12 protein-coding genes are annotated in these 18,345 nt (G+C 72.9%); 5 read left to right on the forward strand and 7 right to left on the reverse strand.

Going from position 1 to position 18,345, the window contains the following annotated elements:
* The first annotated feature begins 374 nt into the window (after window positions 1-374).
* Complete coding sequence (locus O0S08_RS15315) at window positions 375-2,294, forward strand: WD40 repeat domain-containing protein (protein WP_269039884.1); 1,920 nt, start codon at window positions 375-377, stop codon at window positions 2,292-2,294.
* 278 nt (window positions 2,295-2,572) lie between these two features.
* Here the strand turns inward: O0S08_RS15315 and O0S08_RS15320 are convergent, their stop codons facing one another.
* The 5 genes from O0S08_RS15320 to O0S08_RS15340 all read right to left on the reverse strand — a co-directional run bounded on the left by O0S08_RS15320 (window position 2,573) and on the right by O0S08_RS15340 (window position 11,286).
* The gene (locus O0S08_RS15320; RefSeq protein WP_269039885.1) at window positions 2,573-3,271 is read right to left on the reverse strand and encodes a hypothetical protein; all 699 of its coding nucleotides are present in this window, start codon (window positions 3,269-3,271) and stop codon (window positions 2,573-2,575) included.
* The gene (locus O0S08_RS15325; RefSeq protein WP_269039886.1) at window positions 3,268-3,867 is read right to left on the reverse strand and encodes an MYXO-CTERM sorting domain-containing protein; all 600 of its coding nucleotides are present in this window, start codon (window positions 3,865-3,867) and stop codon (window positions 3,268-3,270) included. The genes O0S08_RS15320 and O0S08_RS15325 overlap by 4 nt, the downstream gene beginning before the upstream one ends.
* A 280-nt stretch (window positions 3,868-4,147) precedes the next feature.
* A complete protein-coding gene (locus O0S08_RS15330; protein WP_269039887.1) occupies window positions 4,148-6,835 on the reverse strand; it encodes a hypothetical protein in 2,688 nt (895 codons plus the stop codon).
* Window positions 6,832-7,872: a hypothetical protein gene (locus O0S08_RS15335; RefSeq protein ID WP_269039888.1), complete on the reverse strand. Its 1,041-nt coding sequence runs from the start codon at window positions 7,870-7,872 to the stop codon at window positions 6,832-6,834. Before O0S08_RS15335 ends, O0S08_RS15330 begins: the two co-directional genes overlap by 4 nt.
* Before the next feature lie 687 nt (window positions 7,873-8,559).
* The gene (locus O0S08_RS15340; protein ID WP_269039889.1) at window positions 8,560-11,286 is read right to left on the reverse strand and encodes a trypsin-like peptidase domain-containing protein; all 2,727 of its coding nucleotides are present in this window, start codon (window positions 11,284-11,286) and stop codon (window positions 8,560-8,562) included.
* 656 nt (window positions 11,287-11,942) lie between these two features.
* Between O0S08_RS15340 and O0S08_RS15345 the strand changes: the two genes are divergently transcribed.
* A complete protein-coding gene (locus tag O0S08_RS15345) occupies window positions 11,943-12,467 on the forward strand; it encodes a hypothetical protein (protein ID WP_269039890.1) in 525 nt (174 codons plus the stop codon).
* A 96-nt stretch (window positions 12,468-12,563) separates the two neighbouring features.
* A complete protein-coding gene (locus O0S08_RS15350; protein WP_269039891.1) occupies window positions 12,564-14,078 on the forward strand; it encodes a hypothetical protein in 1,515 nt (504 codons plus the stop codon).
* A 170-nt stretch (window positions 14,079-14,248) separates the two neighbouring features.
* Here the strand turns inward: O0S08_RS15350 and O0S08_RS15355 are convergent, their stop codons facing one another.
* Window positions 14,249-15,889: a serine/threonine-protein kinase gene (locus O0S08_RS15355; RefSeq protein ID WP_269039892.1), complete on the reverse strand. Its 1,641-nt coding sequence runs from the start codon at window positions 15,887-15,889 to the stop codon at window positions 14,249-14,251.
* 96 nt (window positions 15,890-15,985) lie between these two features.
* Between O0S08_RS15355 and O0S08_RS15360 the strand changes: the two genes are divergently transcribed.
* Together O0S08_RS15360 and O0S08_RS15365 are read left to right on the forward strand one after the other, a co-directional pair.
* A complete protein-coding gene (locus O0S08_RS15360; RefSeq protein ID WP_269039893.1) occupies window positions 15,986-16,888 on the forward strand; it encodes a hypothetical protein in 903 nt (300 codons plus the stop codon).
* An 87-nt stretch (window positions 16,889-16,975) separates the two neighbouring features.
* Window positions 16,976-17,392, forward strand: coding sequence for an inorganic diphosphatase (locus tag O0S08_RS15365; protein WP_269039894.1), 417 nt, complete (start codon window positions 16,976-16,978; stop codon window positions 17,390-17,392).
* A 207-nt stretch (window positions 17,393-17,599) separates the two neighbouring features.
* Here O0S08_RS15365 and O0S08_RS15370 read toward each other — a convergent pair whose 3' ends face one another.
* On the reverse strand, window positions 17,600-18,343 hold the full coding sequence (locus tag O0S08_RS15370) for a hypothetical protein (protein WP_269039895.1): 744 nt from the start codon (window positions 18,341-18,343) through the stop codon (window positions 17,600-17,602).
* Between the last annotated feature and the right edge of the window lie 2 nt (window positions 18,344-18,345).

The raw sequence follows: 18,345 nt of genomic DNA on the forward strand, positions 1-18,345 counted from the left end.
GCGCGGTCGGTTCGCCGACGTGGGGTGCGCGGTCCGGTGAATGAGGCACTCGCTCGGCGAGCGCGGGTCGGTTCGCCGACGCGGGGTGCGGGGTCCCGTGAATGAGGGACTCGCTCGGCGAGCGTTCGTCGGTTCGCCGACGAGGAGCGGGCGACTCCGTGAATGAGGGACTCGCTCGGTGAGCGTTCGTCGGCTCGCCGACTCGGCGCGACCCCGTGAATGAGGGACTCGCTCGGCATGCACTGGCGCGACGGAGGCACTCGCTGGGCGCAGGCTCGGGTGAAAGTGCGCGGGGGCGCAGGGAGGGCGGCTCCCTCATCCGCTCGAGCGGCGCGGCGGGTTCCGCGGTACGCTGCCACATTAAAAAGGACGCCATGGCCGACGCGTTGCCAGACTTGATGGACCCGGGTGTGCTCGAGCGAGCTGCCGCTGACGGCGATCTCGACAGGCTGGTCGCCGGGTGGGCCGGGCGTCTCGCCGCCGCCGACGACAGCGCGCCGCGGCGGGCGGTGCTGGCGGCGCTGCGCGTGGACCTGGCGCTGATCGTGCGCGAGCCGGAGTTGCTGTTTCAGTGCGTGTACAACCGCGTGTACTGGCACGCGAGCGCCGAGGCGGCGGCGTTCTACGGCGAGGGGACCGACGAGGGGGCGCCGCTGCGGGCATGGGTCGAGCGCTGGCGGGCGGCGCGAGGGCGGCGCGGGCCGTGGGCGCGCTCGCTGCGGCCGCCGGAGTTTCCGCTGCTCGGGCCGCTGCGCGAGGAGTATCGCGGGGCGCGGCCGGGCGAGGGGGCGCCGGTGTTCTCGGCCGACGCGCAGGTCGTGGGGGGCGCGGGGGCGAGTGCGATCGCGTGGGAGCGAGCGACCGGCCGCGAGCTGTCGCCCGAGCTGGCGAGGCAGCGGCTCGGGGACCCGGGACCCGAGGTCGAGGTCCGGTTCGAGGTCCAGGCGTGGGGCCGGGCGCGGGTGTACGACCGCCAGAGCGGCGCGCTCCTGGTCGACCGCGACGTCGACAGCGACTCGAAGTTCGACTGCGCGATGCGCCTGGCCGATGGGACAGCCGTGGTGGTGGCCGGGTGGTGCGACGACTACGACGGGTCGATCGCCCGCATCGACCTCCCGGGCGCGAAGGTCCGCTGGCGCGTGCGGATCGGCGGGTCGATCCACGCGCTGGCGAGCGACCGTGCGGGGACGCTGGTGGCGGCGAGCGACGGGGCGGCGATCCACCTGCTCGATGGGACATCCGGGGCGACGCTGGCGAGCGCGCCGCTGGCGGCCCACTCGCTGGCGCTGTCGCCCGACGGGTCGACGCTGGTGACGCGCCACGAGGACGTGCTGCGAGTGTGGGACGTGGCGGCGCTGCGTCGCGGGCGACCGCTGCGGATCGGCGGGGCGCACGAGGGGTGGATCGACGCCGCGTTCTCGCCGGACGGGCGGCGGCTGATCACGGGGGAGCTGCTGTGCGACGGGCGCGACGGGCGGCTGATCGCGCGGCTCGACCTCGACGGGCCGGGCTACCTCGAGGGCGGACCACCGGTGGAGGGGCGCAGGCTGGCCGACGATCGCTTCGTCGAGATGGCGCCGGGGCGCGGGGTGGTGGTGTGGAACTCGCACGACGGCACGCAGCGGAGCGTCGACAGGAGCCGGCGTTACGGTCACACGCACACGATCGTCGTGTCGCCCGACGGCCGCTGGTACGTCAGTGGTCGGCGGCAGGCCAAGCCGACCGAGATGCGGCTGTGCGCGGTCGACGACGGCAGCGTGCGGGCGGAGCTCGGGTCGATCGCTCCGGACGGCGTCGCGTTCGCGCCGGACAGCCTTCGCTTGCTGGTCGCGTCGGGCGATGAGGTGATCGTGTGGAGCGTGCCGACGGGGACGCGCGCGGCGACGCTGCGGCATCCGGCTGCGGTGACCGGGGTGGGCGTGGCGTGCGACGGTCGCTGCGCGGTGACGGGGGCGAGCGACGGGGTGCTGCGGGTGTGGGAGCTGGAGAGCGGCGAGCTCCGAGGATCGCGCTTGCTCACGGCCGACGATCCGGTGCTTCGCTCGTACTCGAGCGGCGGCGAGGAGACAAGGGTCTGGCGTGCGACGCCGGAGGCGCTGGTGCGCCTGGAGGGCTGGCTCGGGTTCTCGCAAACGGGCCATGGCTCGACGCTGCGGCGGCGCGACGGGCTGACGGACATCGTCGCGGGCGGACGCGTGCGCGCGCGGGTGCCGGCGCAGGTGCGGCTGGTGGCGGCGCCGGACGGGTCGCGCTGGGCCTCGCGCGTCGATCACTTCGTGATCGCGGACGAGTAGCTCGGGTGGGTCCCCGAGCTCGTGCGGCGCTGGGCTTCCCGGGTGCTCGGGGACGAAGTGCTCGTGGCGGTTCGTCGAGCCCGTCGGAGGCTCGGGGCTTCTCGCGGCCAGGACGAGTCGCTCCGAAGTGGTGATGTTCATTCGCGCATGTCTTATCAGACATGTCCGTTTGAGCATTTCTCTCGGAGCATGTCCTTCAGAGCACGTCCGGTCAGGGCTTCGCGGCGAGGGTCAGCGGGAGGCCGAGCTCGTCGCGGAAGAACCGCTGCCACTCCCGATCAGGGCTTCGCGGCGAGGGTCAGCGGGAGGCCGAGCTCGTCGCGGAAGAACCGCTGCCACTCGGGGAAGACGCGCTTGTAGGCCTTCATCTGCTGGCGTTGGCGGCGCTCGGCGGTGGGGCCGGAGGCGGGCGGCTCGAAGTCGGGCCAGACCAGGATGTCGCCGCACTCGAAGCAGACGTTGACGCTGCCGACCGGCGCGTCGCCGGCGTAGAGCACCACTGCGTGGCGCGGGAAGGCGCACTTCGACACCTCGAGCTCGCCGCGAGTGGCGACGGTCCACTCCACCGCGCGCTCGGCCTGGGCCTGCGACAGCGGCTTGCGCTCGACGATGTTCGGGCTCCAGCCCTTCGTCGCCTCGTAGACGCGCAGCGGGACCCCGGGACCGTACTCGATGGGGTTGAAGGTGAACGCCTCGGCGCGATCCCAGGCGACGAACGGCCAGGTGCCGGTCGGTGTCGGCGGTGCGCTCGGCTCGTCGGTGGCGGCGGGCTCTGGCTGCGCCGAGGCGACAGGGTCGGGCGCGGGTGGGGCTGCAGGGTCGGGCGCGGGGTCGGGCGAGGCGTCGCCTGTGGGAGCGGGCGGTGTCGGCTCGGTCACCGGCGCCCGCGGAGCTTCACGCGGGGCGCAGGCGAGGAGGACGGCGGCCGCGACGGCGAGGCGAACGTGGGGCTCGTGCCCTTGCCGGGCGGCGTTCATGGCAGCCTCCGGGTGTCGCGTCGACGCCGGCGCACGAGGGCGGCGATCGCCAGGAGCGCGAGGGCCGAGGTGCCGGCGTCCGCGTCGGCGCTGCAGCTGCCGCATCCGCCCTTGCTGCCGCCGGTGTCGTCGCCGGTGCCGCTCGCGGTGTCGGCCGTGGCCGTTCCGCTGCCGCCGCTCGCAGTGCCGTCCGAGGTGGGGCCGCTCGCCGAGCCGCCGGTCGTCGGCTCGACCGCCGGCATGCAGAGCTTGATCGCCTGACAGGTCTCGTTCGCGGCGCAGGTGTCCTCGTCCTCGCACAGGGCCGAGAGCGTGGGCGTGGGCCTGGGCTCGCCGCCGCCGCCGCCGCACTCGACGCTGCCGATGCAGCCCTTGGTGTCCTGGCAGGTCGCACCGCCGGTGCACTCGGCGTCGGTGGTGCACTTGACCGGGCCGCAGAACGGGCCGCCGTGACAGGTGTCGCTTTTGGTGCCCGCCGGGCAGTCCGCCGGCGGCTGGTCGACCACGTCCGCGCGCGCCGTGCCGTGCAGCCAGAGGGACAGCGCGACGACGGCCCACCACGCTCGCGAACGGCCTTGCGTGCTCTCGCGTTGCATCGTCCCACGGTACCACCCAGCGATCGGCGACGACAACCACTCGTGACGGCCGGCGCGATCGCGCCCGGGACGATCGAGATGTCCTCGGGGACAGGCTCGCGAAAACGATCCGGCGCGAGGGGGAGGGTACGTCTCGAACTCGAGGAACGGCGATCGAGCCGCCGAGGACTGGTTCGACCTGCTCGACGAACAGCGATCGAGCGGGGTTCGCCCGCGTCGGCGTGTGTTCGCTGCCCGATGGGCAACGGTCTTGCTGCGAGCAGGCGCCGCCGCGTGAGCGTCAATACTCGAGGCGCACGCCGAACACCGGTAAGATCGGGACGCCGACGACGGTCTGGGTGCCGGAGTAGTCGGTGAGGTACCACAGGCCCTCGGCGTTCTGGCGGTTGTAGATGTTCTGCACGTCGAGGTACACCGAGACGATGCTGCGCGAGCGGATCCACGTCTTGTCGACGCGCACGTCGAGCTGGTGGAACACGGGCATGCGGGCGCTGTTGTACGGGCCGTAGATCGGCTCCGTGTACGAGAAGGCGCCCTCCGGCTTGACGCCGCCGACGACCGGGGTGAACGGCAGGCCGGTGACGAGGCGGAAGCGGCCGGCGAGCTGCCAGCGGCGCGGCAGCTTGACGCCGAGGACGGCGACGAGGTTGTGCCGCTGGTCGAAGTCGTTGGGGGCGCGCAGGGTGAGGCGGTCGTGGGCGTCGAAGGTGCCGGTGCGCGCGAGCATCAGCGTGTACGCGACCCAGCCGAACAGCCGGCGCGTCAGGTCGTGGCGCAGCATGACCTCGAGGCCGTGGACGACTGCGCCGGAGTCCGCGAGCGGCTGGCCGAGCCGGGTGACCAGGTCGGGGCGCCGGTTGTGGTCGCGGCGCCAGAAGCCGGTGATGTCGAGGCCGAGGCCGGCGGTGAGGCGGAGGTGGAGGTTGGCGCTGAGCTGGACGGCCTGCAGGAGGCCGAGGCGGCTGCGCGGGGCGGCGTCGATCCGCGGGTCGAGGTAGCGGAGCGCGCCGGGCAGGACGATCTGGTTGTCGAGGCCGAGGGCGTCGAGGGCGCTGAAGCTGGTGACGCCGGGGAAGTTTTCGACCGCGAAGAACGACGGCTGCGAGTAACGACCGGCGGCCAGCTGGAGGGCGACCCGCGGGTGCGGGGCCCAGCGGGCGAGCAGCCGCGGATCGATCGAGAACCTGGCCCCGCCGATGCCGGTGAACAGGCTGGCCCGAAGGCCAGGTGAGAAGGTGAAGCGGCCGGCGGTGAGGAGCGGGCTGACGTAGGCGCCGGTGGTGGTCGTGAGGCCGCGGGTGACCTCGTCGAACGAGTCGACGACGCCCTCGGGAGTGAGGACGCCCTGCGGCAGCTCGGCGTGGGTGCGCGTGCGGTGGCGATCGAGCTGGGCGTCGGCGCCGAAGGTCAGCTGGAACCGCCGCGACGGGCGCGTGGTGGCCTCGGCGCGCAGCAGGCCGACGACGTCGGTGCGGCGGCGGAGGAGCTCGGCGGTCTCGATGCCGCTGGAGTCGAGGCGCAGCGCCGGCGAGAGCAGGAAGTCCCACGGCCCGTGGCGCTTCTTGTAGACGAGGTCGAGGCGGTGAAAGCCGGCGCTGAGGGCGACGCCGCCGCGGTAGGAGTCGAAGCGGATGACGTCGCTGGCGCCGAGGAGGCGGACGGTGAGGCTCGCGCCGGGGCCGACCGGGTGATCGAAGACGACCTGGTAGTCGCTGTACTTGGGCCGCAGGTAGTCGTGGTTGAAGGCGAGCTGGCCGACGGCCCGGAGCGCGAGGTCGAGGTAGCCGCGCTGGGCGGCGATCATGAAGGAGCCGCGACCGACCGGACCCTCGACGAGCGCGCCGGCGGAGATCAGGTCGAGCTTGGCGTGGCCGTGCACGCCGTCGCGCCGGCCGACGCGCGGGGTGAGGACGACGATGCCGCCGGTGGCGTTGCCGTAGTTGGCGGCGAAGTTGCTGGGGACGTACTGCAGGCCGGACAGGGTGCCGGCGGGGACGATGCTGGCGAGGCCGGGGATGTGGAAGGCGCGCGGGACGGGGTGCTCGCCGAGGAACACCTGCGATTGATTGGGCGCCGCGCCGCGGAAGACGAGCAGGCCGAGGCCGCCGGGGACCCGCGCGGAGCCGGGCAGGTTCTGCAGGGCGCGCAGCGGATCGCCCTGACTGCCGGGCAGGGCGGCGATCTCGTCGGGCGCGAGCTGGACGCTGAAGGGGCTGGGCTTCGGCGCGCGCTCCTGGGCGACGATGGTGCGGTAGCGGCCTGCGCCCGCCGGTTGCAAGTAGATGACGGGGAGACGGCGGCGGCGCCAGAAGCCGGCGGGGGTCGGTTGCTCGAGGCGCTCGTGGCCGGCGGCGACGACGACGAGCTCGAAGTCGAGGGTCGGCAAGTCGGCGAGGACGAAGCCGCCGTCCTCGCCGGTGACTGCCGCGCGCGTCCACGCGGGGCCGCGGCGGGCGCGCGCGAACACCCGCGCGCCGACCAGCGGCTGACGCTCGCCGGCGCTGCGCAGGGTGCCGCGGGCTTCGAGGCGGCTGTCCGAAGGGACAGGTCGCGCGGAGGCGGTGTCACGGTCGCGGGGCTCGCTGCTGGAGGAGCTGGGGGGCGACGGGGCCGCGGACGGCGGACGGAGCTGGCGAGCGTGCGCGGTGACGGCTGCGCCCGGCGCCGGAGGGGCGCTCGAAGAGACAGGGGACGCGGGGGCCTGATGGTGGATGTTCGAAGGGACAGGTGCCGGCGGAGCTTGCTGGCGGATGTTCGAAGGGACAGGTGGTGACGGGCCCTGCTGGCGGATGTTCGAAGGGACAGGTCCTGGGCGGGAGGGCGCGGGTGGCGGCTGGATGTTCGAAGGGACAGGCCGTGCGGCGACCGACGCGGGGGGCGTCGCCGCGAGCTCCGCGTCGTGGATCGAAGGGACAGGGGAGCGGGCCACCGCCGGGGCGACCGCGAGGAGGAGGCCGAGGGCGATCATGGCGCGGGGCTGGCGTCCTCGACGACGAAGCGCAGGGTGGCGAAGGCGCGGCCCTGGCGCTGGTCGGACATATAGAAGTAGACGAGGATCGGCTCGGACTCGTCGGGCATGCGCCAGCCCGTCAGCATGTCGTTGTCCGGGTCACCCCGGACCTCGACCAGGCTGGAGATAGCGGTTCGGAATCGGATCGACTCGACATCAGGCGTCGCCTGCAGATGGTTCGGCTCGCCGGACACCGTCGAGAAGGCGTAGTAGCTCTGCTCGGAGTCGTCGGTGTACTGGAGTTGGAGAAATACGAAGCGCCCCGCCGGGACGTGCACGGTGTCGCCGGATTGCACGAGCTGGTCGACGAGGTCGCCCAGGCGCACGTACCTCACGCGGATGCCGGTGAGGACGGGATGGAAGTCGGGCGGCTCGTCGGCGAGGTCGGCGGGGGGATCCTCGACGGTATAGATGTTCGCCAGGGTGGGCACGGCGGTGAGCAGGCGGCTCCTGGGGCCGAGCTCGAGGAGCCGCTTCTGCACGAGGCATTGCTCGAGGTCGGTGCGCGGGATGGTGCGAAGTCGCTGCAGGCAGGTCTCGGCGTCGACGGTGCCGTCGCCGGTGACGCCCAGGACGCCGATGTAGCCGCGGAAGAACTCGTCGGCAGTGTAGGCGCCGCCGAGGCTGAGGCGGATCCGCTCGCCCTCGCCGAGGCGGCAGTTCTCGCGGCGCCCCAGCGGCAAGGGGAAGGGGCAGGCCGGGACAGGGTCGTCGCCGGGGAGGGAGCAGTCTCCGGGGCAGACGAACCAGATCGGCGGCGGGACGGTGACGCCGGGCGGGGTGGCGGTGAGCCACTGCAGCTCGAGGGTGTCGAGCGGGAGCGCCGAGGCCCGCACCCGATCCGCAGGGACGACGAGCTCGGAGGAATAACCGCCCGGCTCGACGACGCTGGCGACGATGCCCCACGGTATCGGGTGATCGACGAGCCACGAGGGGTGATCGTTGGGCACGCAGGCGCCGAGCAGGCCGACGCCGACGACCATCGCAATTCGCATGCGAGGTCAGCGTAGCGGGAATGAAGCGGCGAGGGAAGCGGTTGACCGTGCGCAGGCGAGGTGGAGAAGGATGTCCTGAGAGACAGGCAGAGCGCCGCGGGCTGGGCACGCTCGGACGCGGGGCGCCGCGACGTGCGGGGTGAGCGGGGGTGTCCCTCGGGACATGTCGATCTCGGCAGCCAGGGGAGATGTAGAGCGCGGCGCTGTGCGACCGAGTCGGTGCACGGCGAGAGACGAGGCCGAGGTCATGGATGTCCTTCGGGACATCGAGGGCGCGGCGGTGTGCGGCCGCGTCGGTGCACGGCGAGAGACGAGGCCGAGGTTCATGACGGTCCCTCGGGGACATGTGGAGCGCGGCGGTGTGCGCCCGCGTCGGCACGGCGAGAGACGAGGCCGCGGTTCATGAAGGTCCCTCCGGACATGTGATGGCGCCGTGTGCGACGGCGCCGGCGCAGGGCGGGAGACGAGGGGCGTTCCTGGGTGTCCCTCGGGACATGTGGACCGCGGCGGCGTGCGACTCGTCGGCGCACGGCGAGTCCGCGGTTCATGGATGGCCCTCGGGACATGTGCGGCACGGTGTCACGACGCTGCGCGAGAGACGAGCCCCGGAACAGGGGAACGCCTCGTGTTCGGAGCACGCCGCGCCGCTCGGAGCTTCTGTCTCTTGGGACAGGTTCCCTGCGGGCCTCAGCTGTGCTCGATGCGGATCCAGCCGTCGCGGGTGCGGCGGAGCTCGTAGGTCGGGAAGTACTCGAGGTCGAGGCGGAGGGTGAGGAGGTCGACCTTGCCGTCGAGGTCGACGGTCTTGAGGCGGACCGAGGCGCGGTCGGGCTTGCCGGCGACGGCGGCGAGGAAGCTGTCGATGTCGGGGGTCGGGCGGTCCTCGGCGGCGACGATCCGGCGGGCGGCGCGGAGGCGCGAGCGGCTGGCGGGCGAGCCGTACCAGTAGAGCGAGATGTACACGCCCTCGTCGGGGACGGCGCGCTGGATCAGCGCGGCGTGGTGCGGGGCCTGCAGCAGCGCGCCGGCCCAGTGGAGCACGCGGTCGGTGCCGCGGCCGTCGTCGGGCCGGGTCACGACCTCGAGGTCGAGCTCCACGCCGTCGCGCAGGAGGTGGACGGTGACCCGGCCGCCACGCAGCGACCGCTCGATCTCGCGGACCGAGGTGACCGCCGCACCACCTGCCCGCAAGACCAGGTCGCCGGCCTGCCAGCCGCGGGCGAACGCGGCCAGGCGCTGGACCACCAGCACCTGCCGCCGCAGCGGGTCGTGGCCCTCGAGCTCGGCGGCTGTCTCCGGGGTCAGGCCGCGATGGCGCGCCTCGGCGAGGGTGACGGTGCCGAACTCGACGCCGAGGTCGCAGACGAGCGGCGACTCGCCGCGGCGGAAGATCTCGACGGCCTCGGCGAACAGGTCGGCGGCGATGCCGTATTCGGCGACGCGGTGGTCCTTGCCGTCCTGGTAGGAGAAGCCGGCCCACAGCGCGAGGACGCGGGCCTCGCTGTCGACGATGGCGCCGCCGAGCGAGGCGGTGGCGCTGGTGAGGGAGATCCGCTCGAGGTTCATCGCGCGGAACCGCGGCGGGCGCGGCAGCGGCAGGTCGACGGCCTCGACGGCGGCGACGGCCGTGCTCTGGGCGAACACGCGGTGGCCCGACTTGAGCCCGACGAGCCACACCGGGTCGCCGGGGTGGAGCGGCCGCGGGGCGAGGTCGACGGCGCGGATCGGCGTGTCGCCGAGGAGGGCCGGGTCGTACGAGACGATGGCGTAGTTGTGATGCGGATGAAGGAAGGCGATCTCGCCGGGGATCTCGACCGCGCCGGCGACGGTGAGGGTGATGTCCGCGAGCGGGATCGGGACGGTGTTGCGGTCGACGAGCACGAGGCCGCGCCGGGCGTCGACGACGAGGCCGGCGCCGACGAAGCGGGTCGCGTGGATCCCATCGATCTTGTAGGGGATGTTGCAGGTGACCGTGACCAGCGACGGCTGGACCTGCTGCACGCGGACGTCGTCGGACGGGGGCAGGTTGGTGGTGACGGGCGTGCGTAGCGGCGGGGGCGGCGGGGGCGGGCCGTCGGTCGACGGCCAGCGACCGGAGGCGTCGTCGCGGGTCGAGCGGGTCATGGCGAACCACCGCCGATCCATGGTGACGACGGTGACGTGCTCGCGGGTCGGCTGGTCGAGGTCGATCCAGCGGACCATGAAGGGTGCCGCGTGCGGCAAGTTGCCGAGGACGGCCTCGGCGGCCGCCAGATCCGGCGTCGGCACGCCGGCGATGGCGCGGACGACGGCGCCCCGGTCGAGGTCGAGCGGCGAGAACAGGTAGCCGCTGTTGGCGAGGTAGACGCCGGTGAGCGGCACCTGGGGGTTGCGGGCCCGCTGGTACGAGAGGTCGTGGAGGATCGCGCCGCCGACCTCGAGATAGGTGCTGGGGGAGATGGCGTGGAGGTCGTGGACGCGGGCGCGGACGGTGAGCGGCCGGCCGCCGCGCTCGAGCTCGAGGGTGATGGTCTGGCCGACCGAGGCGTCGAGGCGCGCCTCGAGCGGGACGAAGCGCGGGATGAACTCGCCCTCGACGCGCAGGAGGATGTCCCCCGGCTCGAGCAGGCCGTCGGTGGCGCCGCCGGGGATCAGCTTGTCGACGATGAGGAGGCCGATCCCGCCCGGGTCGGCGGCGCGGCAGGCCTGCTCGGTCTCCGGGCGCAGGCCGAGGCGCGCCAGCTCGTCGAAGGGCGTATACGAGAAGGTCGTCATCAAGGTGCCGCGCGGGATCGGCTTGCCCGCTCGCAGCAGCTCGAAGGCGCGCAGCACCCGCTCCAGCGGGAGGAAGAAGCTCGAGGCGGCCTGGGTCCGGCTGCCGGCGTTGAGGGCGATGACGTCGCCCTCGATGTCGACCACCGGGGAGCCTGAAGATCCCCCTGTCGCACCACTTGCAGCTTGCAGGTAGAACGTATTGAAATCGTTGTACTTGCTCGACCCGTAGAGCGGTGCCGGGCGGTCGACGCGCGCGAGCGTGCCGGCGAGGATGGAGAGCTTCTCGCCGGCGTCGTTGCCGACCACGCGCAGCTCGGTGCCGACGAGGGCCTTGTCGGGGCGCAGGCGCAGCGCGGGCGGACGGATGAACCGCAGGGCCGCGGGGTCGTAGCGGAAGAAGCCGAAGTCGTGGACCGGGTCGCGGTAGACCGGTCGCAGCGGGATCTCCTCGTGGTTGAGGAACACCGCCTCGGCGACCACGGGGCCGGGCTGGACGACGTGGCGGTTGCTGAGCAGGAGGCCCTGTTCGGCGTCGACGACGAACGCGGTGGCCTGCGAGCTGCCGTTCCACTCGGTGTCGAAGGGGCGCGGGGCGTCGATCCGGACCGAGACGACGGCCGCACAGACGCGCTCCAGGCTCTCGCGCCAGGTCAGGGTCATGGCTGGAGCTTCGGATAGGGTCACGTGGAGCATCGTGGTAGCACTCGCGCCAGGGGGGGCGCAAAGGCGGTGATCCGGAGACTCGAAACTACATGATGTTTGTTGTCGTAAATATTTGAAACAATGCGATTAAAAATATACGGCCTGTTCAGTCGAGAAGACCGCGAATTCCGTCCGCTCCGCGGGCGGCACCGGGGTCGCGGCGGGGCGTGCGTCATTCACGACTGCGGGCGAGCGAGCCGAGCCGTCGCTCGCCTGGCGGTCGCGGTCGGGTGTCCGCGCGGACGCTCGGTCGAGGGCGACGCGGTGCGTGGCTGTCCCAAAGGTCATGTGGAGCGAGCTTGAGTCAGGCGAATGAAAGCGGCGCGGACGGTCGTCACCGAGGCCCTGCAGGCGGCGGAGAAGGCAGCTGGAGCGGTCTGTTCGCGGTTCGCCGTCTCGCTTCGCGGACTCCTTACTCACTGCGCACTCACCAACTACTGGGTCACTGCAGACGCTGCGCCTGTGCCAGTGATGACGCGTGGGTGCTCGCGGCTCCACTCGCCTGCGTGCGGCCAAAACCCGTGATGGAGGTCTCTGCGGGCCCAAGGACGCCATCTACGCTCGTGCTCGCTTTTCTCTTGACCCTCGGACTCGGCCGTTGGGATAAAGGCGCCATGATCTCGTGGCGTACGCTCGCTTGTTCCGTTTCCGTGCTGTGTCTTGCCCTTCCCGCGTGCGGGGACGATGGCGAGCCCGGTAGTAGCTTCGGCACGGCGAATAACAACAGCAACACGAACAACACCACGGATACGTCGAGCGGGACGGACACCTCGACCGGCGCGCCCGGCACGAGCTCCACGACCGGCGACCCGACGACCGGCCCGGATACGACCAGCACGACCGCGACGCCGACCACCAACGGGCCGACGACGACGCTGACCTCGACGACCCTGCCGGACACCACCACCACCGGCGATATCGACCCGTCGACGACGACCACCACGACCCAGACGACCGACCCGGCCGGCTGCGGCAACGGCCAGATCGATCCGAACGAGCAGTGCGACGGCGCCAACCTCAACGGGTTCACCTGCGAGTCGCTCGGCAACGCCGGTGGTTCGCTCGGCTGCGACCCGGTGACCTGCACGTTCGACACCTCGCTCTGCATGGGCAACAGCTCCAGCGGCACCTCCGGCTAGCCGCCGGGCTCGCCGAGGCTGAAATCGGCCCTGGACCCGAGATCCCCAAAACCGCGTACGCCCGGCGCAGCCGCCCTATTTGCGGCCTGCGCCGCGTTGTTTTTGTGGACCGCGCCGGGCCGGATTCAGTTCCCCGACGACGAGATCGTGTTCCAGACGACGGCGAGCCTGGTCGACCACGGCTCGCTCGCCATCGCCGGCATCGGCCATCGCACCGGTGAACCGCCCGGGCGACCGCCGGGGACCTTCGGCTGGGCCGAGGGCCAGGATGGTCGCCGCTACGGGTTCTTCGGCCACGGGCTGTCGCTGGTGGCGGCGCCGATGTACGCGCTGGCCCGCGTGACCGCGCCGGTGGTGCCGTTCGCCTGGACGCGCGCGGTCCGCTCCGACCACTTCACGTTCCATGTCCGCGAGGCCAGGTCGGACTGGTACCACCTGGTCGTCAGCCTGACGCACTGCTTCGTGACTGCGGCGACGGCCTGGCTGCTGGTCCGCTGGCTGGCGTGGCTGGGCTTCTCGGCGCGCGCTGCCCTGTGGACGGGGGTGGCCTACGCGACGGGGACGGCGGCGTGGCCGTACGCGCGCACGTTCCTCAGCGAGCCGCTCTCGGCAATGGTGCTGCTGGCCGCGGCCGTGGCCATCGCGCAGGCGCACGCGCTGCGCGCCGGCTCGCCGCGCGCGGCCGATTGCCGATTGTGGCTGGCCGGCGCGGCCGCCGGCTTCGCCGTCCACGTGCACGTGCTCAACCTGGTGGCCTGGCCGTGCCTGGCGGGGTACGCGCTCTGGCCCTTTGGGGCAGGTCTGAAAAGACATGAACTGAAGGGCAGGTTCTTCGGGACATGTCTGAAAGCGCTGGCGCCGGCGCGACGCGGGCTGATCGGGGCGGCGCTGCTGGCAGGGCTGGGCCTGGGCTCGTTGTTGCTCGGGCAGTGGCTGCGCTTCGGCGACCCGCTCGAGACGGGGCGCTTCGGTCACTACAGCGAGTGGACCTTCCCGTGGACGGGCCTGTGGGCGCAGATGGTCGCGCCGGGGCGGAGCCTGTGGCTGTACGCGCCGGCGGCGACGCTCGGGCTGGTGGGCCTGCGCGCGGCGCTGCGACGGGCGCCGGCGGCGACGTGGCTGGCGCTGTCGCTGCTGGCGACGCGCTGGCTGGTGGTGTCGGCGCGGACCGACTGGTACGGCGGATGGAGCCTCGGGCCGCGTCACCTGGTGCCGGCGATCCCGCTGCTGATGATCGGCTTCGCGGCGGCGGTCGAGGAGCTGCCGCGGCGGACGGCGGCGGTGCGCCGGCTGTTCTGGGCCGGGGTGGTCGCGAGCGCTGCGCTCACCGGCTGGCTGGCGACGCGATCGATCTTCGAGTGGATGATCGCGTTGACGAACGACCCTCGCTCGGCGGGGCAGGTGCTCGAGACGTCCCACTTCGCGTGGTCGGCCAGCCCGATCGCGGGGTTCTTCACGCTGAAGCCGGACGTGCTGGCGCTCGGGGCGGTGCGGCTTCAGCAAGCGGGACACCCGGGGATGTCGATCGGGTTCGGGATCGTGGCGCTGGTCGGGCTGGTGGCGGCCGGGCTGGTGGGCCGGGCGCTGTGGCGGGCACGCGCCGGGCGGTGAGCCGCGGAGGCGGAGGACGATGCCCGCGGCCGCAGGGCGAGCTGGCCCGAGAGACAGCCGGCGGGACGGATGCCGTCGAAGAGACAGATGACGGGGCCGGTGACGACGCTGGTCGGAGAGACAGGTGACGGGTCGGGGAAGAAGCTGGTCGGAGGGACAGGCGGGTGAGGTCAGCCGCTCTTGAACGCGTGGGTGTAGGTCTCGCCGGGAGTCCAGGCGAACTCGCTGCGGACGAGCTGGCGCAGGGCGCAGCTCTCGGCGTCGTTGTTCTGCGGGCCGAGTACCTTGGCCGAGCCAGGGATCAGGCGGCCGTCGGCGTCGGCCTTCCACTGCAGCTTGACGGTGTAGCCGAAGGCGCCGGCGCAGCGGCGGCGGATGGCCTTCTGGATCGCCGCGGGGCTGCCCTTCGGGAGGTCGCTGACGGCCGGCGATGCAGGCTCGTCGGGGCCGCTCGTCGCGGCGGCGGCGGTCGCCGGCTCGGCGTCGGCGCCGGTGGGAGGTTCGGTGGTCGCGGCCGCAGTCCGCGGCTCGGCGGGCGGTAGCTCGGCAGGAGCGGTCGGGCTGCGCGGCTCGGCCGGCGGCAGCTCGGTGGGCGCGGCCGGGACGGGCGGCGGCTCGGAGGATGCGGGCGCGGCGGCGACGACCGGCGGACCAGGATCGGCGGCGGCGTGGGCCGGCTCGACGGGGACGCCGGTGGGCTCGGCGGGCGGCAAGGAGCCGGCGCGCAGGCTGAAGAAGGCGAACAGGCCGAGGCCGAGCAACAAGGCGCCGAGCAGGGGGGCGCCGATGGTGAAGGAGATCCCGCGGGCGTCGCGGGTGACGGTCAAGATCGGGCCGCTGGCGCCCGGCGGCGTGGAGCCGGGGTCGAGGCTGACACCTGTCCCTGAAGCCAGGTGACGCAGGTCGGCGGCGAGCGCCTGGGCGGTCGGGTAACGCGCGGCGGGATCGTCGGCGAGGGCGCGACGCAAGATGGCCTGAAGGCCAGGTGGCACGGTGGACAGGGCGAGCTCCGAGGGACCGTCGCTGCCCAGCCGCATCGGCGGCAGCTCGCCGGTGAGGAGCTTGTGCATGAGCGCGCCGAGGGCGTAGATGTCGACGCGATGGTCGGCCGCGAGGCCGCGGTAGAGCTCGGGGGCGATGTAGCCGGGCGTGCCGAGCAAGGCGCCGGTCTGGGTCAGAGAGGCGTCGCCGCCCCGCGAGGCGCCGCCCACGACCTTGGCGAGGCCGAAGTCGAGGACCTTGATGTAGTCGGGGTCGTCGTCGCGGGTGAGGCGGAAGCAGTTGGCAGGCTTGATGTCGCGGTGGACGACGCCGTGCTTGTGGGCGGCCGCGAGGGCGCGGGCGATCTGCTCGCCGATGTGGACGACGCGCTGCCAGACGAGCGGACCCTCGCGCGTGACCGTGGCGGCGAGGTCCTCGCCCTCGAGCCGCTCCATGACGAAGAAGGCGGTGCCGCCGTCGGTCTCGCCGAAGTCGGTGATCTCGACGACGTGAGCGTGGGCGATGACCGAGGCGGCGCGCGCCTCCTGAATGAAGCGCTGGGCGATCCCGGGGTCGTCGCCGAAGCGCGGCTTGATGACCTTCACGGCGATCGGTCGATCGAGCATGAGGTGCGTGCCGGCGTAGACGGCCCCCATGCCGCCGGAGCCGAGGCGACGCTCGATGCGGTAGCGCCCGGCGAGGACTCCCCCGAGCAACGAGTCAGGCGCGTCGGCGCGGCGCGTGATGCCGGAGGCGAGATCGGTCGGGGCGTCGCCCTCGGCAGGAGTCGCCTGCGTGGGACCGGTGCCGTCGACGTCGTCGCCCGTCATGCGCCGAGTATAAAGGTGGGAGCGGCGGCGCCGGCGCGTCAGGTAGGGGCGGAAGCGACCGCTGCCTCGGGCGCCGAACTGGCCGATACTGGGGCGATGACGAGGCGCAGGGCGACGGCGCTGGCGTGCGCAGCGGCGCTGACGAGCGGTCAGGTCGAGGCGGCGAACCCCGCCACGGAGGCGCTGCGACGCGATCACGAGGGTTGTCAGGCGCTGCGCAAGGACGGTCGCAGCGGCGAGGCGGGGTCCTGCTTCGAGCGGGTGTACGTGGGCCTGACGGAGCTCGATCCGCGAGCGAGCCGCGACCTCTTCAATGTGCTGAGCGACACAGTGGCGGCGTACGAGCAGGCCCACGCGAGCGACGGCGAGACGGGCTCGATGTGCCGCGCGGCCGGGGTGGTCCGCGACTACCTCGAGCGGCCGCAGAAGGCGGAGGCGATCCGGCTCCGTCGCCGGGCGCTGGGGCTGGCCGACCGGATCGACCAGAGCCTGCGCGCGGCCAGCCAGGCGGCGGGTCGCGACGTGTGCGCCGATCCGCCGCCGCCGACCCCGACCCCGGAGGTCGAGAAGAGCCCGACGGGCGACGCCGCGCCGGCCGGCCCGACCACGCCGGCGCCGGCGCTGAAGCGGCTGCCGCCGCCTCGTCCGAGTCAGTGGCGGGGACAGACGAGCTGGGCGGCGCCGTCGGAGCCGTCGCTCGAGCTGCTGGCCGCGGGCTTCGGGGTGTCGATCGGCGGGGCGCTGACGTCGGCCGTGGGCGTGGGGCTGCTGCTGTACCGCGCGGAGTGCACGACGGCGACGCCCGACTGCTCCGACGCGGCGCTGGCGAGCTACCACGACGCGGGCTACCTGACTCTGGCGGCGGGGGCGGGGATCCTGGTGGCCGGCGCGAGCCTCCTCTTCGCCGACCGGGTGCAGGAGCGCAAGCGGCGGGCGGCCCGCGCGGCGCCGACGTTCGGGGCCGGGGGCGCCGGGATCGCGGCGTTCGGGCGGTTCTGAGGCGGACCGCAGGTGCTGCACTTCCGGACAGGAATGATGGGGCAGGTGAGAGTTGCGGGCGCGGCGGGGCTGGCGTAGACCTCCGCCGTGGACCTGCCGGAGATCGGGGCGCGCTGCCGGGTGACGATCGAGTACCCGCGCCTGAGCTTCGTCAAGCGCCGCAGCGACGGGCGGGTCGACTTCGTGTCGCCGCTGCCGTGCCCCTATAACTACGGACATGTCCCCGGGGTCATGTCCGGCGACGGCGACCCGCTCGACGCGGTGGTGCTCGGACGTCGCTTGCCCGCGGGGACCGAGGTCGAGCTGGCCGTGGTGGCGATCGTCGGCTTCGTCGACGCGGGCCAGGACGACCCGAAGGTGATCTTCAGCGCGACGCCGCTGACGCCGGCGCAGCGGCGCGGGCTCGAGCTGTTCTTTCGCGTGTACGCGCTCGGGAAACGGGCGCTGGCCGCGGCGCGCGGGGTCGAAGGGGCGACGCGGTTCGACGGCTGGCGCGCGGGGTGAGGCGGGCCCAGCGCGGGGCGCGGACGGGAATCACCTGTCTTTCAGGGCATGCGTGGAAGGACAGTAAGATCGGACTGCCACCGGCCGTCCGGCGCGGCGAGGTTCCCGAGGACATGCCGTCGCCGGGCTTCGCCGGCGTGATGCTTGGGGCACGCGAGAGCCGGCTGGCTCGGCATGTTCATTCCGCCATGTCCTTGGGGACATGTCTCAAGGTTTGGTGGCGGGCGCCTGGGGGGCGGCGATCGGGACCAGGCCGTCGCGGCGCGAGCCGGAGACCTCCTCGGGGGCGGCGATGATCTGGCGGAGCAGGCCGGCGACCTTGTCGTCGCTGCAGCTGGAGGTCTTCCACGCGAACATGCGGACGCCCTTCCACCCCGGCAGGAAGGCCCAGCGGTACTCGTTCTGCCGGGTCCAGAAGGCGCCGGGGACGTCCGGGACCGGGTCGACGGAGACGTTCGGGTCGGTGCGGCGCATGGAGTAGAGGTTGTCCTCGGCGGCCTTCTGCGGGGTGTCGCCGAGGATGGTGGCGATCCGGAACCACTGCGCCGGGCTGTTGGGCTCGGGCACGAAGTAGAAGCCGCAGCTGTTGTGGAACGACTCGCCGAGGTAGACCTGCAGGCCGCAGATCTCGGCGGCGGCCTTGCTGTCGAAGCCGAGCGTGTGCTCGCAGCACTTCGGGTTGGGCAGCTCGGGGGCGTAGAGGCGGCAGACGCCGTTGGTCTCGTCGGGGCGGCCGGTGCCCGGCGACTTCACGGGGTCGGGGTCGGGCTGCTTGGCCGCGCTCGGGGCGCTCTGGGCGGCGTAGAGGTCGCCGGTGTCCTCGACGACGCGCGGGTCGGACGGGGCCGGGTGTGCGCCGTCGACGGTCGGGGTGGGCGCGGGCGCCTGTGCTTGCGGACAGGCGGCGAGGAGCACGAGGGCGAACGGGGCGAGGCGCAGGCGGTGCGTCACGG

This window comes from Nannocystis punicea (assembly GCF_026965555.1).
GTDB classification, from domain to species: domain Bacteria; phylum Myxococcota_A; class Polyangia; order Nannocystales; family Nannocystaceae; genus Nannocystis; species Nannocystis punicea.